Below are 18218 nucleotides of genomic sequence, written 5' to 3'. Positions count from 1 at the left end.
AGTCTTAGCTAAAAATTGGTTACCTATTAGTTGAGTTTAAACTTTAAGACATATAAAAATAAGCCACTGAGAAAATTACTACAGAGCTTAATAACTCCTTGGGTACTTTTCTTAGTGGCTACTTAAACTTCCTCTTAAACCTAGGGTTTATATTCAACCTTTTATACTTTATGACGCAATTAAATAGATATTTGAAAGATCCGATAAAACTAAAATATCTTACTTTATCTATATAAGTTGAAATATTTAATGAACTCCGAACTATGCTGTTTTAAATAGTTATTTTTTCTTAACAGGAATCCAAATTTCGCTGTAGTAGTTTTCATCTTGGTTACCTTGAGGATAATCAGCTATATTGGTGTACATTTCAATATTGTAACCTGCCGCAATTTCATAATCCTTACAATTAGGTAACCATTCTGAAAAGATTTTTTTGTTCCCATCTTGCATAGCTTTCGGCATTGGGCCCTTACAAGCAAAAACTGCCCAGGTGTGTTTAGGAATAATCTTTGTAATAAAGCCATTAGGTATTTCTATAGATGGATTGTAATTATCTGCAATTAAATATTCAAACTCATCTGAACCCATACTCTCATCTATGCTTACTCCATACATTCCACATACAAAATCTCCATTTCCTGTCTCATAATGTTCTGTCCAAAACTGTGGAACTTTTGCATTTGCATTATCGTATTTGAATACCTTTGATGCCCCCATAATAGTGAACGAGTCTTTTTCAACAATTTTGTAATCCATAATATAACCACCTTCCAATGAAAATTTGATTTTCAGCGGAGCAAAAGATTTAATCATTGCTCCATCTTTTCGAACAGCAGTAGGTGTGACGCCATGAAATCGGATGAAAGCTTTTGTGAAACTATCTGGTGAGTCGTAGCCATACTTCAGTGCAATATCAATGACTTTTTCATTTGTGGAAACAAGCTCACTGCCGGCAAGGGTAAGCCTGCGTTGTCTGATATACTCTCCAATGGTAAAACCACAAAGCATTCCAAATCCCTTTTGAAAGTAGAACGGAGACATAAATGCTTTTTTTGCAATATAGTCTATTGAAATTTCTTCAGTAATATTCTCCTCAATATAATTAATAGCTTCACCAATTCCTTCAAGCCACCTCATAATCATTCCCCCCTGTCTGTATATATATCTTATCTCTTTTCAAATGGTGATTCCCGACTTTTTGTGCTATGTTTTGTCTTGTCTAAAAGATTATGTAAATAACCTATACATCAAATTACTGTTTATATTGAAGCTATAAGATTCTACTGTTGATCTCTTAGATTAGTAGCGCAAGTTCACTTCATTTTGCAGTAATACACTACAGTTTCATAATCAAAGTTCAATAATCCATTATTATTATTCTTATCAAATAAGTTCTCAAATTCAGTAATCATACTACTAAATTTAGGGTCTCCTTCATTTGGAATATACCAATAAGAAACTAACTATCCTTTTAGTCTTTCTAAGTCAAATACTTGAGGGTTAGGGAATATTATCTGGTGAATTAGTTTTAAATCAAAGAAATAAGACTTATCTGTATTTAAAGATTTACTAAACTCTTCTTGTGCATATTTTGAAATCAGTTCTGCATAATTGCTCATAAATTCATTATTACTAGATTTCCTTCTGTTGCTAAATAAAACTACGTATCCATTAGGCTTTAATATCCTTAAAAACTCTTTTCTTGTTGCTTCTGGTTCAAACCAATGAAATGCTTGTCCTGAAATAATCATATCTATTGATTCACATTCTAATTTTGTGTCTTCGGAGGATGCTTCTATTGAGTGAAAATTAGTATAATTACTTAGATATTTTTCTCCAGCTTCCCGCATTTCTCTATTAGGCTCTATGCCGTATACCTGATTTCCGTTATCCAAAAATATTTTTGATGAAATCCCTGTACCTGACCCAATATCAGCTATAATATGTTTTTCAGTTAATCCAATTGTTTTTCTTAAGAAACTTACTATTTCTTTAGGATAATCAGGCCTGTATTTTGCATAATTCTCTACTCGATTACTAAATCTACTTTTCGGACTAAGCTCTTCTAAATTCATAATACCCTCCAAATTAAAATAGTTATTTTACTACCCGCGACTCATTTGTACTTCCTATTTTACTTACGTCGTTATAGCCTACTAGCTTCACTTTAGATAAAATTCTTATATCTTCCTAGTAAGTCTATTTCACCACAAAAATACTGTAATAATATGCCTACGTCTTTTATTACTTACATAAAAACTAAAGTTTTTTACTTCAACTCTAGAAATTAGAGTTTGTCAGTGATTAGAAATCCAAAACTCTTATTATAATCTAACTATTAATTTCAATAAGTAGTCTATTATTTATAAGCCTATTAATTCATTTACAGCCTGTTTCCAACACCTTTCAGGAATATCTGGCCACACACAATTACCAGTTTCTTCTCTACATAACTCCATAGCTCTTGATAAAACTTTACCATGGGATGTATTACCTCCACACAATATATTTTTAGTTAACACATTCCAGTAAGGTGCGTGTTCATCAAGCTTAACTTCATGCATATCACGGATTACACTATCAACATCATACTCAAGACTGATAAATTCCTCTGACCATCCCTCACAATTTCCATGCAATATCAAAAACTGTGTCTTTCCTTCACTAAAAAGAGGTACACCAACGGCGCCAGGATTTAGAACACATTTCTCGTTATGTACAATCTTACTTTGTATATGTGAATGACCACATAAGACAATTGATGTTTTTACACTATTCATAATTTCCATAGTCTTATTATCATCTGGCAACATCTTATCATTTATGTTATAGGGTGAACCATGACAAATAGTTATTACTGTCCTATCATCTACGGTTATCTCTTGCACTGGTTGCAACTGTGCAAAAAATTCCAAATCTTTAGATGTAAGTGATTGGTACGTATATAGTAATGAACCACTGGCAGAATTTTTGTCTTCCCAGCCTTTTTCACCAACAGCACGATATTTTAGCCAGTAATCTTCCTTATTTCCCTTAACAAAGACACATTTATATTTTTCATTAACCTCATATAGTATTTTCATTGTTCTTTCAGGATACGCTAACTCACCAACATAATCACCCAAAAAGAAAAACGTATTAATGTTACATGAAAGTGCATATTCAAGGCAACGCTTTAATGCAATGTAATTACCATGAACATCTGAAAAGACTGCTATATCCACTTTTTACTCTCCCTCAAATTCCTATTTATCTTTAAATATATTCCTCTTCACCATACAATAATATTGAGTCCAACTCTCACTTGTTTTTTATTTTTAAGCTTCCAATATAAAGTATAAAGAATAATAACCCTAATGTAGTTAAAACACCTGGTATAACAAACATTTCATAACTTCCCTGAATAACTCCATATATTCTGTGATATAATTCCCCAAATCCCCAGGATAAGCAAACTGTAAATGTTTTAATTAAAGCTACCCCTGCAAATGCCCAAAATATAGGTATTTCAATATCTGAATATTCATCTTCATAACCTCTTGTAACTGAACCGCCAACAATTATTACTCTTATACCTTTTGTACCTGCCACACTCCTTATCTTTTCGCAAATTTTCTTTGCTAACTCTAACCTTCACTTACAGTGATAATTTAAAATCCCTCTTTTATCCTCCCATTAGTTAAAAAACGTAATGATTTACTACAACTAATTATTACACAAGTTCTATATGATACGATTAAGACATATTTAAAGAATAAATCATACAAAATAAGATACTAAAATTACTTTAAAAATCTATAACCTACATATAATTATCAGATTCTTTTTTTAAATATATAATATATCTAAAGCTTCATCATGTTCATTTTCGAAATACACATTATTGGACGGTTTAATGTGATAGTACTCATATTTTTCAATAGGATAAACTTCATTGCCAGTCCTCAAGATTCCTTTCCCATTCAAGACAAAAACCCTAAACTCAATTGCGGGTTGTGTTAAGCATTCATTTGCTTCTATTGAAAAGAAAGCATGACGAATTCCTTTTTCAAAGTCTAAAAATAAGCCAATTCCCTTTACATTATGCAACTTTACGCAATTCTCATGTTTCACAAGAATTTTACTAGGATATTCTTTGCTGAAGAAGTCATGAAATCTATGTAATCTATTGATAAACTTCAACTTCTCTTCTGGTATTTCATCATTTACCCTTATAAATTTATCCTGTTTTTTATATTTAAGATCAATTAGCGAACACATCACACCATCTTTATTTCGTTCATTGGCAAATGCCGTTAGAGGAGACATTTCATTCCTATATAATTTTTCAAGAGTATCAACTGTTAAAGTGAAGGTCTCTTCAGGAACAAGTTTTTCATCATTATAGATGCTAATTTTTTTATCTTTAATATCAATCTGCCAGATATTATTTCCTTCAATATCCAAGAATTCAAGTTGTATTCTTATAAAATAGTCATTATCAATTTTTTTAACAAATGCACTAGAAAATTCATCGAATATCTTTTTAATCTCCATATTTTTCCCTACCCTTTTATTTAAAATAATTCATCTTAACTTCGTAAGATAACTCACTTAACTAAACATAGCTTTTCAAACATTATCATCTTTATAAAAAGCTAAAACTGAAGTTATATTACTTCAACTAAAGAAATTGGAATTTATATATTTTAGTTATCTTGAAAATGAGCACAATAAAAATCAAAACTAATCAAAAAACTTTCCCTTATAAAAATTCTCATTGTGAAGTTTCTTTGCCGTCAACCTGAACATGACGCAGCCATCCGGGCATACAATATCCTTGCTATATTTATCATTGCCACCTATGTTTACTAAATCTCCGCCACTTCTGACCGACTCCATGATTGGGAACATAATCATCATAACCTTGGAACAGATACCCTGCCCATCTATATTTACGGGACAGCCATAGGTGCAGGTATACTTATCCCCAACTTCCTCGCCGTTTCGGCAGTACCGCTCTGTATGGTCACTGCGAAGAAACCCAGTTACCTCAATTTCAAATTTGTACTCCTCATCATACCATTTTTTCATGATTTACCTCCAAATTAGAGTTTATCGACTTCTTTTTTACACTCATTTTATGTAATCCTTATACCACGTAGGAATAGGATTTTGCATATTATAATACCACTTAAGAACTTCTTTTGCTTGATTTATCATGGTATCAACTTCACTCCGACCAAATGGAGTTATTTTTTCCATCAGGGAGCGAATAGAGCTACATTCCAAGCAGTATAAAATTCCTTTATCGATGCATACCGTTCAGACCTTTCTATAGCGACAGATTTTAGTGCAACATCATAGCACCCTTTGCTTAATTCCCAGTTCTCAAAAGAGCAAGGTGTAAATGCGTTCATTTTATATCGCTGTCTTACTTCAGCATCTGTATAGTTACCGAAAAAACTGTCAAATAGCAACGCTCCAAGTGCAAATACATTTGTAGCTTCATCAATAACAGCACCATAAACATATTCTTCCGGTGACTTTAACCTCTTTGTCCCCCAGTAATCTACACCCATATCATTGAATGTTGGCTTTTTCCTAAAGAAGTCAATATCGCAAATTGTCGTAGTATCTCTTAAAAAATCATACATTATGCTACCGTCATAGAAGTCCACGGCAACATATCCGTTTTTAGAAACTGTATCCAAAAACGAAAACAACACATCTGCTGATTCAATTCGTTTGGAAATCGGTAGTTGCTTGAAGCACTTTGCAGGGGGGACAATCTGTGGATTCTTGTAATACTTCTCAAAATTCCAATGGTCGAATAAGCAATCGCCGTCAACCCACTTGAATACAGCAATATAAATCTCACCAAGAGTATAATGCTTGACGAGTTTTATCAAATTTTTGTGATTGATATCCTCATATATAGGCATTGCCGCTTTTAAGGCAGCATTGCTTCTTGCTGTGTCCGTATGGATTCTATTGTTTTTAAGCCTGCCACCTTAATAAAATACTTTTCTTCCCCATTATCAACACCAAAACTTATATTCCCTGAATCATTTTGGGCAAAGACAGCAAAAACTTTGCCAAATGATTTAAGCCATGAAAAATTGTGCTCTTCTTTTAAGCTGAAATCAACACTATCTAATTTAATATTAACCATAATTTCCTCCAAGTTTTAGGAGGGCTACACTATGGTCACCCTCCACATTTTGTTGTATAGCATATTCATAAAATCAACTCCTTTACATTTAAGATATTTATGTCAATACAAGACAGACTTGTATCGTTTTGTTTGTATATTATATAAATAATCTGTAGTTCACATTTTTATATTAGTTTGACTTTAGATTAAACTTTTATATCACTCTAGCAATTACATTTTACCACAAAATTACTGTAATAATATACCTGTAACTTTTCATTACTTGCATAAAATTAAGTCGAAGACAATTTCCAATTGTGACCTAAATGTGGTGTAAGCTTTAGTTAGGATGCCTACTTATTAGTTTAGTTTAAACTTTAAAACATATAAAAATAAGCCACTGAGAAAATTACTACAGAGCTTAATAACTCCTTGGTCACTTTTCTTAGTGGCTACTTAAACTTTCTCATAAACAAAGGGTTTATATTCAACCCTTTATACTTTATGAAGCAACTAAATATATATTTGAAAGATTCAAAAGACTAAAATTGTATTACTTCAACTCTAGAAATTGGAATTTGTAACAATTAATAATATCCACTTCTTCTATCTAAAATTTCAATATAATTTCTAATTAATAATTGTAAATTTATATTATTCGGTCTATGACTAGTTACTTTACCTGTACCAGCCAAATCTCTAATATTCTCTTTTGATACTATATTACCTTCAAAAAACATTTCTAAATGTTCGTCACTAATCCATTTTTTCAAAGCATCAAGAAAATATTCATTATTTGTATTCAGCAAATCATATAAAAAATGTGGCATATAATCAAAATAAGGAGTTCCACCTCGAAGGTTATTCCATTTTCTGTATGGCAATATCATAACATTTGCTCTTTCTATTCCTAATTTGAATAAGGCAGACAGCATATTTGTTAATTCAGTTTCAGGTAAAAAGATAGAGATGTTATCACTGATATCCTTAAGACAATCATTATGTTTTTTTAAGTTTCTAGCATGAGGTTTAAGAGATTTTTCTTCGTATTCTTTCCATTCAATCCATTTATCGCAATCAAAATAATTTAGTGTATATCTAAGTGGAAGCCATAATGAAAATAATGTATCAGCATATAAATTTCCTCCAGTCAATATACAGTCTCTATCATTATTTTTTCTATATTCATCATCGCTCCCTTCATAATTTATTCAATATGTCAACTGGTTTCTAATTGAATCATAATCCATATTTTTTCCTCCCAGGCACAATTTAATTAATATTGCCATCTCCCTAGAAATTAGAGTTTATCGACTTCTCTTTATACTCATTTTATGTAACTCTTATACCAAGTAGGAACAGGATTTTGCATATTATCATACCACTCAAGAATCTCTTTGGCTTGATTTATCATCGTATCAATTTCACTTTGCCCAAATGGAATTTCCCAATTACTACTCTAAATTTGATTAGTTACGTCGCTTAATTATCATATTGTGAAACAGAGTAAGCATTACGGCACTCTAAATAATCAACCCCTTTTCCAGTCTTTATAGCGTATTCTATTTCACCTTTTGTACTTTCACCTATATATCCGTTTTTGTTAATCACATAAATTTCATCAGACATATCGATTTTTCTTTTATGTATATCGTCAAGCATTACTTTAATTTTAGGAGTGATGAAATTTTCAAACTCACCATCAGCATGTCCAAACAATCCTACTGAAATAACTATATTCCCTTCTAGAGTTAATTGTTTTTGTACTTTCAAGAACTCATCTTTAAACCTCGTACTCCCGCACAAAGTTATTACTTTATACTTTCCTACCATAATATCCTCCATTTAATTCGCCTTAAATTACTATAACATACTATCTAATTAATTCCATTCTACCATATAATTACTGTAATAATATACCTGTGACCTTTCATAACTTTCTCCAATATGCTTTATTTTTAGTAAAAAGGCTATGCAGAAACCATATAACCTTCATACTTTTATTTATTTAACTTAATCATAACTCTATGGTTAAGACATACTTTAAGAAGAGTACAAACTTAAGACAATGCTTTTCTTCCAAGATTAAAGCAAATAATTGTTTTCCTCATTTGCCAGTTCTATTGTTCTAACTTCATATGATTTGAACCCCAATGCAATGAATGGGTCAGTCTCTGCAATTTTAGTTGCTTCATTTAAATCTTCTGCTAAGAAAATCACCATACCGCCAGGATAATCCGTGAAAGGTCCACAGAGCATAAGTTTCCCTTGTGATTTTAATTCTTTTAAATACCCCACATGCTTCTTTATAATTTCACTATTTAATGGTTTCTTATTGTTCATTAAATAAATAAATGTCATTAATTTCGCCACCTCTCCTTACTTAGAATTATTATATATGTTTGATTCACACTATCTTACTACATATTTACTGTAATAATGCATCTATATCTTTTCATTACTTACGTAAAAACTAAAGTTGTATTGCTTCAACTCTAGAAACTGGAATTTGTTAGCTTTTATATATTTTATTTTTAATACGATTACTGGCTTCGATATGCATTATCCAATGCCTTGAAAATGGCATTTGAATTAATCCCTGAATATTTTTATCACACCAATAATCAATTAGCCAAATAGCGTTATCATCATTACTAACTACATCCAATAACTTAAGTAATTCCTTATCTTGTTCAGTCATTTTTATTTTTAAATCCTCATATGAAAGTTCTTTTAATAAATGTGTTGTCGAAACGTCAACATCCCTAATATATTGATATAATTCATCCAAATTTAGTTTTGATGAAAATATTGAAATTTCTTGTTTGACCAGTTCATTACCAGTTGTTATAATGTGAGCCTTCATTCTTTCACCATAGTTATCTTTAAAAAATATTTGCTCTCGTTTTTTAATCAATGAATTGGACACTATATCTTCTATCCTAAAAATATGATACAAAGAATAGGCAATTGTTTTATTATGATATCCTTTTACATTAATAAAAGGCATCGCATTAAAATCTTCTCTATTCAATAATTCCTTAAAGCCCATTATTTGTTTCATCAATTCTTTTCTTAACTCTAATAATGTATAAATCCCTTCATCAAAAGCATCTTTTTTATTTATTTGTAATTGCATTTTTTTAATTAAATCTGACCATTGGATATTCATAAAATCACCTACAAATTACTATTTATATTGATTTAACTATTCTTTAATACAAAATCCGCAGTTTCAATGGGGGAATATTCTAATATATATTTTTCTTCTGCTGGGAAGTATCGTTTTTCATATTTGCATTTTATATCTTCCAATCCACCCATATATCCATCTCTTTCTAAAACTCTATTTAGTCTAACTTCCCGTGGTACATCAAGATAAATTATAAAATCTAAATAGGGTTTTAGTTCTTTTCTTTGCAAAAATATTCCTTCTAATATTAATACAGAGCCATGAACTAAGTTGACTCTCTGTGTAATATATCTATCATTTTCTTTATCATATATTTCTATTTGTTTATCAATTATTTCACCATTTTTTATAGAAGACAAAATTTCTTTCACTAAATAATCATATCTCCACTGTACATTATAATAGCAATGCCATTCTTCTTTAGACAAATCATATCTAATACGTTTTGGATGAATAAAATCATCAATATGTAACACATCAGAATAATAGTTTTCACTTTGCAATTGCAACTTTAAGGAATTAACAAGTGTACTTTTACCTGCTCCACCTAAGCCATCAACCCCAATAATATATATTTTTTTAGAAATATCTTCATTGTTCAACTTGTTGATCAAAAACTCCATTTCAAAAGCTCTCCCTTGTACCATAAAAGTTTGTTTCTCTTTATCCTACTACAACAAACTATTATACTTATTTCCATATAATTACTGTAATAATAAACCTGTGATTTTTGACTACCTATCTGTGCCCTTGACAGTTTGTCTATTTAACTTTATATATTCATGGACTATTATCTCAACATTCTTATCTAAGTCCTCTTCTCCATTTAATAGCAGTACTTTACAAGGTAAGGAATCAGCCAATTGTGTATGGGTACTCATAGAGGGAGAACCATCGGTATCATATCTTGCTGAGTTATCAAGAAAACAGCAATGTCCTTCATACATATCGCCACCTTCCGTAATTCTATCTCCATGTATTTCAAATTCCCTTTTATTAATTCGGGTAATTCTAGTATCTATTGAAGCGGTAATATGTATTGCTAAATCAAATAATGGAACAAATGGCTTATTAAAGCTATCCATGGAGCCTGCCATGACAAAATGAGTTCCCTTTGTTATATCTGTCGTAAGTCTGTTAACTTTTTCCTCATAGGTATACATAACTGTAAAAGGTTTAACTGTATCTTTTCTCCAAATGTAATCGTCTATATCAAAATATGGAAAGCGGAGCCTTTCTGCAACCAATTTTCCTAAGGTTGTTTTTCCAGAACCTGCTGCACCAAAAATAATAATTCCTCTTGCCATTTCCTCACTCTCCTTGATGTAAAGTTGGTGTTTTATTACTACTATAGGTAATAACTGAACATTCCTAACTAAAATACTTAGCTTAAATCGTACCATGCTCCAAACTTCTTAATGCACGAGTCTTCCTTTGTTTTGTTATAAGTTTCAAAATCATCTTCATCAAACTCTGCTAAAGTCTTTTGAAATTTATCAGGAATAAATATATACCATAAATCAGACCATTTGTTTTTATTATCCATACCTTTAACAGTTAGAGAAAGTCTCCCAGGAGATTTACTCTCAAAAAACTTTACAACACTTCCATCATAGTACGCTAAACATGACCTGAATTCACAGTACCGATCATCTATGCCCTTCATTAGTTTAAGTATCCCCTCTATGCCTATTGTATCTAAAGCATGATTTACATAAGCCTTAGGAAAACCTTTTAACTCCTTGATAAAAAAACCAGAATCCAATGATATACAAGGTTTATTGACAATTTCATATGCCTGATATACCTTTTGCTCTGCTATTTCTCTAATATCATCACTTCTTGGTTCAATTAACTCAGCATCATATGGTAATACTCTGATATTTTTTAAATCATTTTGTGCTGTGGCAATCTTTCCTTTATTACTGGTTACAAAAATTATATCTTTCATAACATTAACCTCTAATCAAATTACTTTAGTTGGTTCATAAAAATTACTGCTGTTCATCAATTAAGAAAATTTGGAACTAATTAATTTCTTCATACTATATAGCTAAATCAGTCTTTAATATTGAATATAATGCAAGATCACTAAATTCCCCTGACCTATTGATATCCGCCTGTCGCATAGTACCCTCAAAAGTCATCCCTGATTTTTCCATTACCTTACCTGATGGGAAATTCAGAACATTATGTTTCCCTTCTATTCTGTTAATACCAATTTCCTTCAATAAATAATTAATAACAGCTTTCAGGGTTTCTGTCCCAATGCCTTTGCTCCAAAACGACCTACCTACGGTAAACCCAACTTCACATAGGGAGTACTTTTCACTTAAATGCACTACTGAAATTTGACCAATTATTTCACCAATCTCTTTTAATTCAATTGCCCAATTGTAGCAATCATCGTTTGAATATGCATTAACCCACTCGTTAATAATTTGCTCTGTTTGACTCAGGTGGCTATGGGGGCTTCTTGTGAAAAATCTATAAATTTCACAATCATTGGCCCAATTATTAAACATATACACTGCATCACTCAGCTTAAATCTGCGTAATAAAATCCTTTCGGTCTCTATAGGCTGCGTTCCCTTATGGTTTAACATTTTTTCTTCCTCCTTTATAAAGAATTATTAATTCGTTTTATTTTTACAATTTGACTTTTATAAAAGTCCTATTTTTTCTTTCAGTAAGTTTATTAATCTTTAAAGTATTCAAATGCTGTAATTAGGTTATCCTTTAAGAACAGTCTGTATCTATAAGTTTTTTCGTAATAGCCAAAACTTCTCACATGAATTTGGCATCTGATTTTCATCTAAATTACAAGGGTCAACAAAAGAATCCTTTATTTTTTCTGTAAACCCTATTCTCTTATATAAACGTATATTATCTGTTTCGGTTTCATCAACTCCAATAGTTGCTATTTCAAACCCCATATTCTTTATATGTTCTAAAACTGTAGTAAGTAGTTTCGTACCAAGCCCTTGACCTCTCAGTTCCTTAATTATTCTGAAAGCACATAAGTATGCCCTATGTATTCCATCGGCAAATTCATTGTCCGATAATTTTTTAAATACATATATTTCTCCAACAATTTGATTATCGTCATTACATGTCCAAAATTCTGCATTTCCATTTTTAATGTTGTCATAAAAAAACGGGTAGTTGGTTCCATACTTTTCTCTGTTTCTTGCCATAAATTTAATAAAACTCTTTCATCAGCTTGTCTAATTTCCATTAAAATCACCTTCCCATTACATAAAAAATCTTTACTTCGTAGTGTTTTACTATATGCTTGGATATCTTTTTCTTAGTGACTATTTAAACTTTCTCATAAACCTAGGGTTCATATTGAACCTTTCATATTACATGATGAATTAAATAGGTATTTGAAAGATGATAAAAAGCTAAAACTAAAATTATGTTACTTCAACTCTAGAAATTAGAGTTTATCTAGCTTTTCATAATAAAAATATTCCTTAAATTACCTTAGATTGTTCTCACTCATATGAAACACTTCTTTTACAGAGTACTCTATTATGTAGCACTCAAATACTCATTTTTCAAAATAGAAAACATTATCATATCATGGTAACTTCCTCTCAAATAACTACGCTCTCTTAAAATACCTTCCTGAGTAAACCCTAACTTTTTAAGAACTTTAATTGAAGCTATATTTTCTGTAGATACTGTGGCTTCAATTCTATTAACATCAAGTGCATTAAATGTAAAATTCATTATTGCACTTAATGCTTCAGTGATAATACCTTTATTCCAATGCTTAGGATTCAAATCATAACCAAAATCTGCTCTTACTTTTGGGATTTCAATCTCACATTTGCAAAATCCAATAATTTCAGAGCTACTTTTAAAAGAAATCCCCCAAAATATGGCTTGGTTTTGCTTGAAAGCCTCATCGAACCAATTAATCATATCCTCAGCCTGCTTCATATTTGTAAACAATTCAAATGTATCATATTTTATAACTTCAAAATTGCTTAAAATTTCATATATACTTTCCCTATCTTCCTGTTTTATCTGTCTCAGATTTAATCTTTCTGTATTTATTTCAGGGAACATACTAAATGCTTTATCTACCATATCCTTATCCCTCATTTCATTATGTATAACTATACATCTTTTAACATTTATTCTTCAAAATAAATAGTAGCTTATTCCATAAGGTACTATAGAAGAATGCAGCTTAATTACCTCTTATTTATACTTTATAATCTTAGTATTTACTCATAGTCTGGAAATATCAGCCAAAGCATTAGTAAACAGTTTCGGTTGATCAAGCATCATAAAGTGACCAGCTTCTTTTATAATAAACATTTTTTTGTTTGGTGCATTAATTGAATCGAAATAACCACTTGCTATTGTATGCGGGGCTTGAAAATCTCTGTCTCCAAGAATATAAAAAACAGGTATTCTATAATCACGACTTTCCTCATATAAACTATGGGAAAATAAAAATTCCCAAAGTTTTTTATTATTATTCATACCTTTAAATAAACTTGTAATATCTGATAACCTAAAAAGTGGGCTTTTAATTAATGTTTTTATTATAGGAATAAAATTCATTCCAACCTTATACTTTCCTTGCAATATTCTAACTCTTTGTAATTTCTTTATCATAGGTTTCTCGTAATTTTTTTCGGGATAAACCCCTATTTTTTCTAGGCAGCCTAAATCCTTTTTATTGCCCGCCTTTATTATTAATTCCTTTACCTTTTCGTAACCAATCTTTTCATTCTCCACTATATCTATTACTTATCCTGCACCGATGTAGTATAATACCTCTTGAGGATATTTCAGCACAAATAATGTTCCCAATACACTTCCCCAAGAATGACCTAAAATAACAATCTTTTCTTTCTTATATTTCTTTTTCAAGTAAGTAACTATTTGAAATAAATCATCTATTAATTCTTCGCAAGAAGGATAGTTACTATTTCTTTTAGCTTTAGTTAATGTTTTTCCCGCACCTCTCTGGTCCCAATGAACAATATTAAAAAAACTTGATAATTCTTTTTGAAAAGCATATGCGAATGTTGACTCTGCCATTCCTGGACCCCCATGTAAAAACAAAAGAACAGGAAGTTCAGCACTGATGGTGTGATGTAACAAGTATTGTTCTATTCCATTGATTTTGATATATTCTGAAAAATAATCATTTTGTTTTTTCATAACTTACATCTCCTCTAATAAAAATAATCTCTATTTCTGAACAGCAGTCGCAGAGTCCTTCTTCCTATGAGGTGTTTGCCACCTAGGTTTTCAGTACGAAACGAAGGGAGGGACGAAGTTAAAATTATAAATCATTTTCCTGTAAGTATTTTTTTGCTTCTTTTATTGCATCTAACTCTCTTTGTTTTATGTACTCTTCATACTCGTTTTCTTCCTCAAGGATTTTTATAGCATCATCTATGGAATACCATTCCACCTGGTACCCTTGCTCCAATTCATCTGGCATGAAATTAGGCTCTTGAATTTCGCCAACTACTTTTGTAAGATAAAAATATGTGATTTGCTTCATTTTCCTTTGTTCTAAATTTTCAACAACTATCCCTAACTCACTAATAATTTGAACATTTGCACCTGTTTCCTCTTTTAACTCTCGATACAAAGCTTCCTCCATATTTTCATTTCCATCCATTCCACCACCTGGTAACATATGAAAATACATGTTTGTTAAATTCATTAGAATTATTTCTTTTTTACCATTTAGTACAATACCAGCAGCTCTATTTCTTTCTCTAAAATCACCCTTTATTTCTTTTCCAAAAGTATTTAATTTTATCATTTTCTTCTCCTTTTTCTGAATCTAAATTTATGAACTACTTGCTCTGCCAACGTATAGCCCGCAAGACATTCCCTCCCTTATCAAGACTGGACCTGGTTGGGGAATATACGTTGAATTCTCAAAAGCTTGGCCACTACTAACCAAAGTAAATTTGAGTGTCTTGTTTGTATAAATCAATATAATATTACTTCTATTCTACCATAAAATTACTGTAATAATATACCTGTACCTTTTCATTACTTTTTCGAATATTCTTTATTAATTAGTAAAAAAGCTATGCAAAACTACATAACCTTCATACTTTTTTATATTTAAATTAATCATAATTCTATGGTTAAGACATACTTTAATAATTAAGCGACATAACTATAAAAATCGATAATACGAATAATGTCCTTTGAAAACGGAATAATACGGTATTAATAATAAAAGTTAGCGGAAGCATATTGGAAATTAATGCAATATAATGGTTAGTATGATACACTTTTCTTATGAGTTAATTCCTAGTTGTAATTTAATGTGACATATGAAAAATGCAAAACAACATAGTAAATAGTAATTTATCCATTAGATTTTATCAAGAATTATACTTTTTATGTAGGAGGTTACTAAATGAGTTCTAAAATTAATAAAGGTATTAAAGCAAAAATCTTATTTGGAATTGGAATGGTACTATTAATGTGTTATTTGGGAGGTATATTTTATATTTACAATGTTCAAGAGTATAGCCCATATGCTTCTACTGGGGCTGAACTTGATGCTTTAATTCACAGCATATTGTTTTTACCTTCAACTGCAATATTTTTGATATTATCTCTTATATTACACATAAAAACAAAAAAGTGAATCGTGTTGTCTATTACGAGTATATAAATTCCAATTTGTAGAGTTCATATAAAATAATTTTAGATTTAGTTCTATCATACATTTCTTATTTAACGACTAAAATTAAAACCAAATAATTTTCTAAATGCCGTATTATTCAGTAATGAATTTTACGGCATTTTTACGTCATAATTCAAATAAATTGTGAACTAACTAAATCTTGGATAATACTTATTGTAGATGTAATTCCTTTTGCATTTCATTTATACATCATCAATATATTGCAAGTCTATTTTACCATAAAATCACTGTACTAATATGCCTGTATCTTGTCAATAAACACTTTCATTTAGCATCACCTTTCAAAAGGCTACCAATAAAAAATCGGACGATTTTGTCACACCGAAATACTCTTAGTTTATATGTGTTTAACTTATAGTTTTAATATTTTTCCAATACATCATTTGGGTATAGCAACCAGGAAAAGTAGCCTCATATTCTTTCTGTAAATCTCTGTCTGGCTTGGTCAATTCCAAGCACACCTGACTAACTTTGCCGTGGTAGATATTTGTAAATTCAACCATATATTTATTGTTTAATGAAAGCAGTTGCTCTATGCTATGGATTTGAGATTGTATTAACAATGAACCTGTATACCCAAGTTTGCTATAAAATCTTTCGGCAGATTCAACCGCACCAAGACTGATAGAATGAATGTCATAATGGTTTGCCCGTTCCTCAAGCATAAGGATCATCTTTTTTGCTATTCCAACACCCCTATAATTTTCGTGCACAGCCACCGGACCTATTGTAATACTGTAGTTATCATTAATTTTACCAAAAACAATACCTATTATTTCGCTATCTAAGCTTGCATAAAGCATCAAATCACTGTGATTTTTCATCCGTTCTTCCCATTTTTCAAGGGAATATTCTGGATTATCCACAACAGGCATACCTATAAAAATCATTTTAAAGAAATCAAAGGTCTTTTCAAGTTCTTGTTTAGATAAAACATTTTTGATCAAGTAATTCATGTTAATAATCCTCCTTTACGACGCTACCAAGAAAATTTACAGTCAATTTTCTTCATTTCAGACTCAACTCTCAAACACAATAAATGGGACCATCATCTCCTGCTTAGTCATTCCTGCATGATTTGATAGGAACTGTTTGGATTTAGGGCTGTAGGCAATGCCTTTGTCCCCAATGGCAACTGCCAAAAAATCTCCAATAAACTCCTCAAATTTCCTATGGGCTTGACCCTCTCCAAATAAATTTCCTTCTATGACTTCCGCTTTTGAAAATAATAAAAAATCATTGCCAAAGGCTTTGTAAAACTCCTCTTTAAACTGCTGTCTATGCTCTTCTTTTACATAAAAACAGGTGGCTCTACTTTCAATGGAAATTGGTCTTACTAGCATCTTTATAAGCTGAGGATAATCGCTAACAAACTTGTAATTCAAATTAATATGCCCATGGTCTGCGGTTACAATAACAATAGTATCCTTTAGCCTCTGGCACATTTTTTCTACCCCTTCATTTAATTCTTTCACCCATGAAGTTACTTCACTGCTATAGCAACCATATTCATGCATAGCTGCGTCTGGCTGGGGAAAGTATGCATAGATATACTTGTCTCCAGAAAGATTACAAAGTCTTTCTACCTCTTCGAACATTTCAATGTGTGACGAAACTTTATTGGTGCCAAAGGGTGACACACTATAAGCAGTGGCATTACCAGTTTCATTGATAATACTATATATATTTTTATAAGGAATTATTTTTCCAGCCACATGATAATCAGCAGCTTCTTCCCCGCTATTTTCTACCTTATTAATAAAAACATTAACAATCTTATCTATTTCGCTAAAGTATAAACTCCAACCAAGCCATCCATGTTCCATAGGTGTTAAGCCACTTTCAATAGACGTTGTTGCAGCAGTTGTAGTAGGAGGAAACACTGTAGATATTTCTGTCACAAGATTCCTTCTAAGAAAGCTTCCTTTATCAAGATGGTTTTCTAATGCATTTATGCCTAATCCATCTAATAATATGACTACAACATTTTTATAATTTTTCTTTAAATAGTTATCAAATATTTCTAAAGTTTCATGGTGGTTTTCAGCTCCGTAATGTTTCAGCACTGAGCAAGATAAATTCACAATTGAATTACTATAGTCTGGATACTTTATGTCCATAAATTGCCTCCAATCTTTTTCTTCACATTGCTTCGTAATAGAAGAATATTGTTCACT

At 30.9% G+C, this 18218-nt stretch carries 25 protein-coding genes; 1 reads left to right on the top strand and 24 read right to left on the bottom strand.

Translation table 11 applies throughout. From position 1 onward, the window contains the following. Positions 1-279 precede the first annotated feature (279 nt). The 22 genes from B3040_RS10635 to B3040_RS10535 all read right to left on the bottom strand — a co-directional run bounded on the left by B3040_RS10635 (position 280) and on the right by B3040_RS10535 (position 15135). Positions 280-1137 (bottom strand): AraC family transcriptional regulator, encoded by an 858-nt coding sequence (locus B3040_RS10635; protein ID WP_291573065.1) that lies wholly within the window; start codon positions 1135-1137, stop codon positions 280-282. A 326-nt stretch (positions 1138-1463) separates the two neighbouring features. Continuing rightward, on the bottom strand, positions 1464-2075 hold the full coding sequence (locus B3040_RS10630; protein WP_291573064.1) for a class I SAM-dependent methyltransferase: 612 nt from the start codon (positions 2073-2075) through the stop codon (positions 1464-1466). Between the two features lie 288 nt (positions 2076-2363). Then, on the bottom strand, positions 2364-3224 hold the full coding sequence (locus tag B3040_RS10625; protein ID WP_291573062.1) for a metallophosphoesterase family protein: 861 nt from the start codon (positions 3222-3224) through the stop codon (positions 2364-2366). A 76-nt stretch (positions 3225-3300) separates the two neighbouring features. Beyond that, positions 3301-3591, bottom strand: coding sequence for a hypothetical protein (locus tag B3040_RS10620; RefSeq protein ID WP_291573060.1), 291 nt, complete (start codon positions 3589-3591; stop codon positions 3301-3303). A gap of 237 nt (positions 3592-3828) precedes the next feature. Then, positions 3829-4536 (bottom strand): sterol-binding protein, encoded by a 708-nt coding sequence (locus B3040_RS10615; RefSeq protein ID WP_291573058.1) that lies wholly within the window; start codon positions 4534-4536, stop codon positions 3829-3831. A 189-nt stretch (positions 4537-4725) separates the two neighbouring features. After that, on the bottom strand, positions 4726-5073 hold the full coding sequence (locus B3040_RS10610) for a TIGR04076 family protein (RefSeq protein ID WP_291573056.1): 348 nt from the start codon (positions 5071-5073) through the stop codon (positions 4726-4728). 42 nt (positions 5074-5115) lie between these two features. Then, the gene (locus B3040_RS10605) at positions 5116-5244 is read right to left on the bottom strand and encodes a hypothetical protein (protein ID WP_291573053.1); all 129 of its coding nucleotides are present in this window, start codon (positions 5242-5244) and stop codon (positions 5116-5118) included. Next, positions 5244-5693, bottom strand: coding sequence for a hypothetical protein (locus B3040_RS10600; protein ID WP_291573051.1), 450 nt, complete (start codon positions 5691-5693; stop codon positions 5244-5246). The genes B3040_RS10605 and B3040_RS10600 overlap by 1 nt, the downstream gene beginning before the upstream one ends. Positions 5694-5932: 239 nt before the next feature. Then, complete coding sequence (locus tag B3040_RS10595) at positions 5933-6154, bottom strand: hypothetical protein (RefSeq protein ID WP_291573049.1); 222 nt, start codon at positions 6152-6154, stop codon at positions 5933-5935. A 569-nt stretch (positions 6155-6723) separates the two neighbouring features. Continuing rightward, the gene (locus tag B3040_RS10590; protein ID WP_291573047.1) at positions 6724-7290 is read right to left on the bottom strand and encodes a hypothetical protein; all 567 of its coding nucleotides are present in this window, start codon (positions 7288-7290) and stop codon (positions 6724-6726) included. Between the two features lie 328 nt (positions 7291-7618). Further along, positions 7619-7969 (bottom strand): hypothetical protein, encoded by a 351-nt coding sequence (locus B3040_RS10585; RefSeq protein ID WP_291573045.1) that lies wholly within the window; start codon positions 7967-7969, stop codon positions 7619-7621. Between the two features lie 252 nt (positions 7970-8221). Then, on the bottom strand, positions 8222-8497 hold the full coding sequence (locus B3040_RS10580) for a YciI family protein (protein WP_291573043.1): 276 nt from the start codon (positions 8495-8497) through the stop codon (positions 8222-8224). Positions 8498-8648: 151 nt separating this feature from the next. After that, positions 8649-9308: a phage head-tail adapter protein gene (locus tag B3040_RS10575; RefSeq protein WP_291573041.1), complete on the bottom strand. Its 660-nt coding sequence runs from the start codon at positions 9306-9308 to the stop codon at positions 8649-8651. A gap of 32 nt (positions 9309-9340) precedes the next feature. Further along, positions 9341-9952 carry a P-loop NTPase fold protein gene (locus B3040_RS10570; RefSeq protein WP_291573038.1) on the bottom strand — a complete coding sequence of 204 codons (612 nt, stop codon included), beginning with the start codon at positions 9950-9952 and terminating at the stop codon, positions 9341-9343. 111 nt (positions 9953-10063) lie between these two features. Next, on the bottom strand, positions 10064-10636 hold the full coding sequence (locus B3040_RS10565; RefSeq protein ID WP_291573037.1) for an AAA family ATPase: 573 nt from the start codon (positions 10634-10636) through the stop codon (positions 10064-10066). A gap of 77 nt (positions 10637-10713) precedes the next feature. Beyond that, the gene (locus tag B3040_RS10560) at positions 10714-11280 is read right to left on the bottom strand and encodes a non-canonical purine NTP pyrophosphatase (protein ID WP_291573035.1); all 567 of its coding nucleotides are present in this window, start codon (positions 11278-11280) and stop codon (positions 10714-10716) included. A 94-nt stretch (positions 11281-11374) separates the two neighbouring features. Next, the gene (locus B3040_RS10555; protein WP_291573033.1) at positions 11375-11935 is read right to left on the bottom strand and encodes a GNAT family N-acetyltransferase; all 561 of its coding nucleotides are present in this window, start codon (positions 11933-11935) and stop codon (positions 11375-11377) included. A gap of 150 nt (positions 11936-12085) precedes the next feature. Next, a complete protein-coding gene (locus B3040_RS10550; protein ID WP_291573031.1) occupies positions 12086-12526 on the bottom strand; it encodes a GNAT family N-acetyltransferase in 441 nt (146 codons plus the stop codon). A 340-nt stretch (positions 12527-12866) separates the two neighbouring features. Continuing rightward, on the bottom strand, positions 12867-13430 hold the full coding sequence (locus B3040_RS10545) for a GNAT family N-acetyltransferase (protein ID WP_291573029.1): 564 nt from the start codon (positions 13428-13430) through the stop codon (positions 12867-12869). Positions 13431-13574: 144 nt separating this feature from the next. Next, entirely contained in the window at positions 13575-14090 is a 516-nt protein-coding gene (locus tag B3040_RS19495; protein WP_349679174.1) for an alpha/beta hydrolase, read from the bottom strand. Positions 14091-14102: 12 nt separating this feature from the next. Continuing rightward, on the bottom strand, positions 14103-14519 hold the full coding sequence (locus B3040_RS19490) for an alpha/beta fold hydrolase (protein WP_349679173.1): 417 nt from the start codon (positions 14517-14519) through the stop codon (positions 14103-14105). 124 nt (positions 14520-14643) lie between these two features. Continuing rightward, the gene (locus tag B3040_RS10535) at positions 14644-15135 is read right to left on the bottom strand and encodes an NUDIX domain-containing protein (RefSeq protein ID WP_291573027.1); all 492 of its coding nucleotides are present in this window, start codon (positions 15133-15135) and stop codon (positions 14644-14646) included. Between the two features lie 612 nt (positions 15136-15747). Between B3040_RS10535 and B3040_RS10530 the strand changes: the two genes are divergently transcribed. After that, entirely contained in the window at positions 15748-15981 is a 234-nt protein-coding gene (locus tag B3040_RS10530) for a hypothetical protein (protein ID WP_291573024.1), read from the top strand. 407 nt (positions 15982-16388) lie between these two features. On the opposite strand, the gene B3040_RS10525 is transcribed toward B3040_RS10530, so the two are convergent. Both B3040_RS10525 and B3040_RS10520 read right to left on the bottom strand, forming a co-directional pair. Next, a complete protein-coding gene (locus B3040_RS10525) occupies positions 16389-16997 on the bottom strand; it encodes a GNAT family N-acetyltransferase (RefSeq protein ID WP_291573021.1) in 609 nt (202 codons plus the stop codon). Positions 16998-17060: 63 nt separating this feature from the next. Then, on the bottom strand, positions 17061-18161 hold the full coding sequence (locus B3040_RS10520; RefSeq protein WP_291573018.1) for an alkaline phosphatase family protein: 1101 nt from the start codon (positions 18159-18161) through the stop codon (positions 17061-17063). Between the last annotated feature and the right edge of the window lie 57 nt (positions 18162-18218).

Source organism: Clostridium sp. UBA4548, from assembly GCF_002387895.1.
GTDB lineage: Bacteria > Bacillota > Clostridia > Clostridiales > Clostridiaceae > Clostridium_J.
The sequence above is the reverse complement of the archived record's forward strand: the minus strand, read 5'-3'. Positions and strand labels throughout refer to the sequence as shown.

Bases quoted from the DNA above. Each gene is read 5' to 3' on its own strand.
- B3040_RS10555 (WP_291573033.1), bottom strand. From the start codon at position 11,935: ATGTTAAACCATAAGGGAACGCAGCCTATAGAGACCGAAAGGATTTTA.
- B3040_RS10560 (WP_291573035.1), bottom strand. From the start codon at position 11,280: ATGAAAGATATAATTTTTGTAACCAGTAATAAAGGAAAGATTGCCACA.
- B3040_RS10545 (WP_291573029.1), bottom strand. From the start codon at position 13,430: ATGGTAGATAAAGCATTTAGTATGTTCCCTGAAATAAATACAGAAAGA.
- B3040_RS10535 (WP_291573027.1), bottom strand. From the start codon at position 15,135: ATGATAAAATTAAATACTTTTGGAAAAGAAATAAAGGGTGATTTTAGA.
- B3040_RS10635 (WP_291573065.1), bottom strand. From the start codon at position 1,137: ATGAGGTGGCTTGAAGGAATTGGTGAAGCTATTAATTATATTGAGGAG.
- B3040_RS10630 (WP_291573064.1), bottom strand. From the start codon at position 2,075: ATGAATTTAGAAGAGCTTAGTCCGAAAAGTAGATTTAGTAATCGAGTA.
- B3040_RS10550 (WP_291573031.1), bottom strand. From the start codon at position 12,526: ATGGCAAGAAACAGAGAAAAGTATGGAACCAACTACCCGTTTTTTTAT.
- B3040_RS10570 (WP_291573038.1), bottom strand. From the start codon at position 9,952: ATGGAGTTTTTGATCAACAAGTTGAACAATGAAGATATTTCTAAAAAA.
- B3040_RS10585 (WP_291573045.1), bottom strand. From the start codon at position 7,969: ATGGTAGGAAAGTATAAAGTAATAACTTTGTGCGGGAGTACGAGGTTT.
- B3040_RS10530 (WP_291573024.1), top strand. From the start codon at position 15,748: ATGAGTTCTAAAATTAATAAAGGTATTAAAGCAAAAATCTTATTTGGA.
- B3040_RS10525 (WP_291573021.1), bottom strand. From the start codon at position 16,997: ATGAATTACTTGATCAAAAATGTTTTATCTAAACAAGAACTTGAAAAG.
- B3040_RS10615 (WP_291573058.1), bottom strand. From the start codon at position 4,536: ATGGAGATTAAAAAGATATTCGATGAATTTTCTAGTGCATTTGTTAAA.
- B3040_RS10575 (WP_291573041.1), bottom strand. From the start codon at position 9,308: ATGAATATCCAATGGTCAGATTTAATTAAAAAAATGCAATTACAAATA.
- B3040_RS10610 (WP_291573056.1), bottom strand. From the start codon at position 5,073: ATGAAAAAATGGTATGATGAGGAGTACAAATTTGAAATTGAGGTAACT.
- B3040_RS10580 (WP_291573043.1), bottom strand. From the start codon at position 8,497: ATGACATTTATTTATTTAATGAACAATAAGAAACCATTAAATAGTGAA.
- B3040_RS10605 (WP_291573053.1), bottom strand. From the start codon at position 5,244: ATGGAAAAAATAACTCCATTTGGTCGGAGTGAAGTTGATACCATGATA.
- B3040_RS10565 (WP_291573037.1), bottom strand. From the start codon at position 10,636: ATGGCAAGAGGAATTATTATTTTTGGTGCAGCAGGTTCTGGAAAAACA.
- B3040_RS10595 (WP_291573049.1), bottom strand. From the start codon at position 6,154: ATGGTTAATATTAAATTAGATAGTGTTGATTTCAGCTTAAAAGAAGAG.
- B3040_RS19490 (WP_349679173.1), bottom strand. From the start codon at position 14,519: ATGAAAAAACAAAATGATTATTTTTCAGAATATATCAAAATCAATGGA.
- B3040_RS10520 (WP_291573018.1), bottom strand. From the start codon at position 18,161: ATGGACATAAAGTATCCAGACTATAGTAATTCAATTGTGAATTTATCT.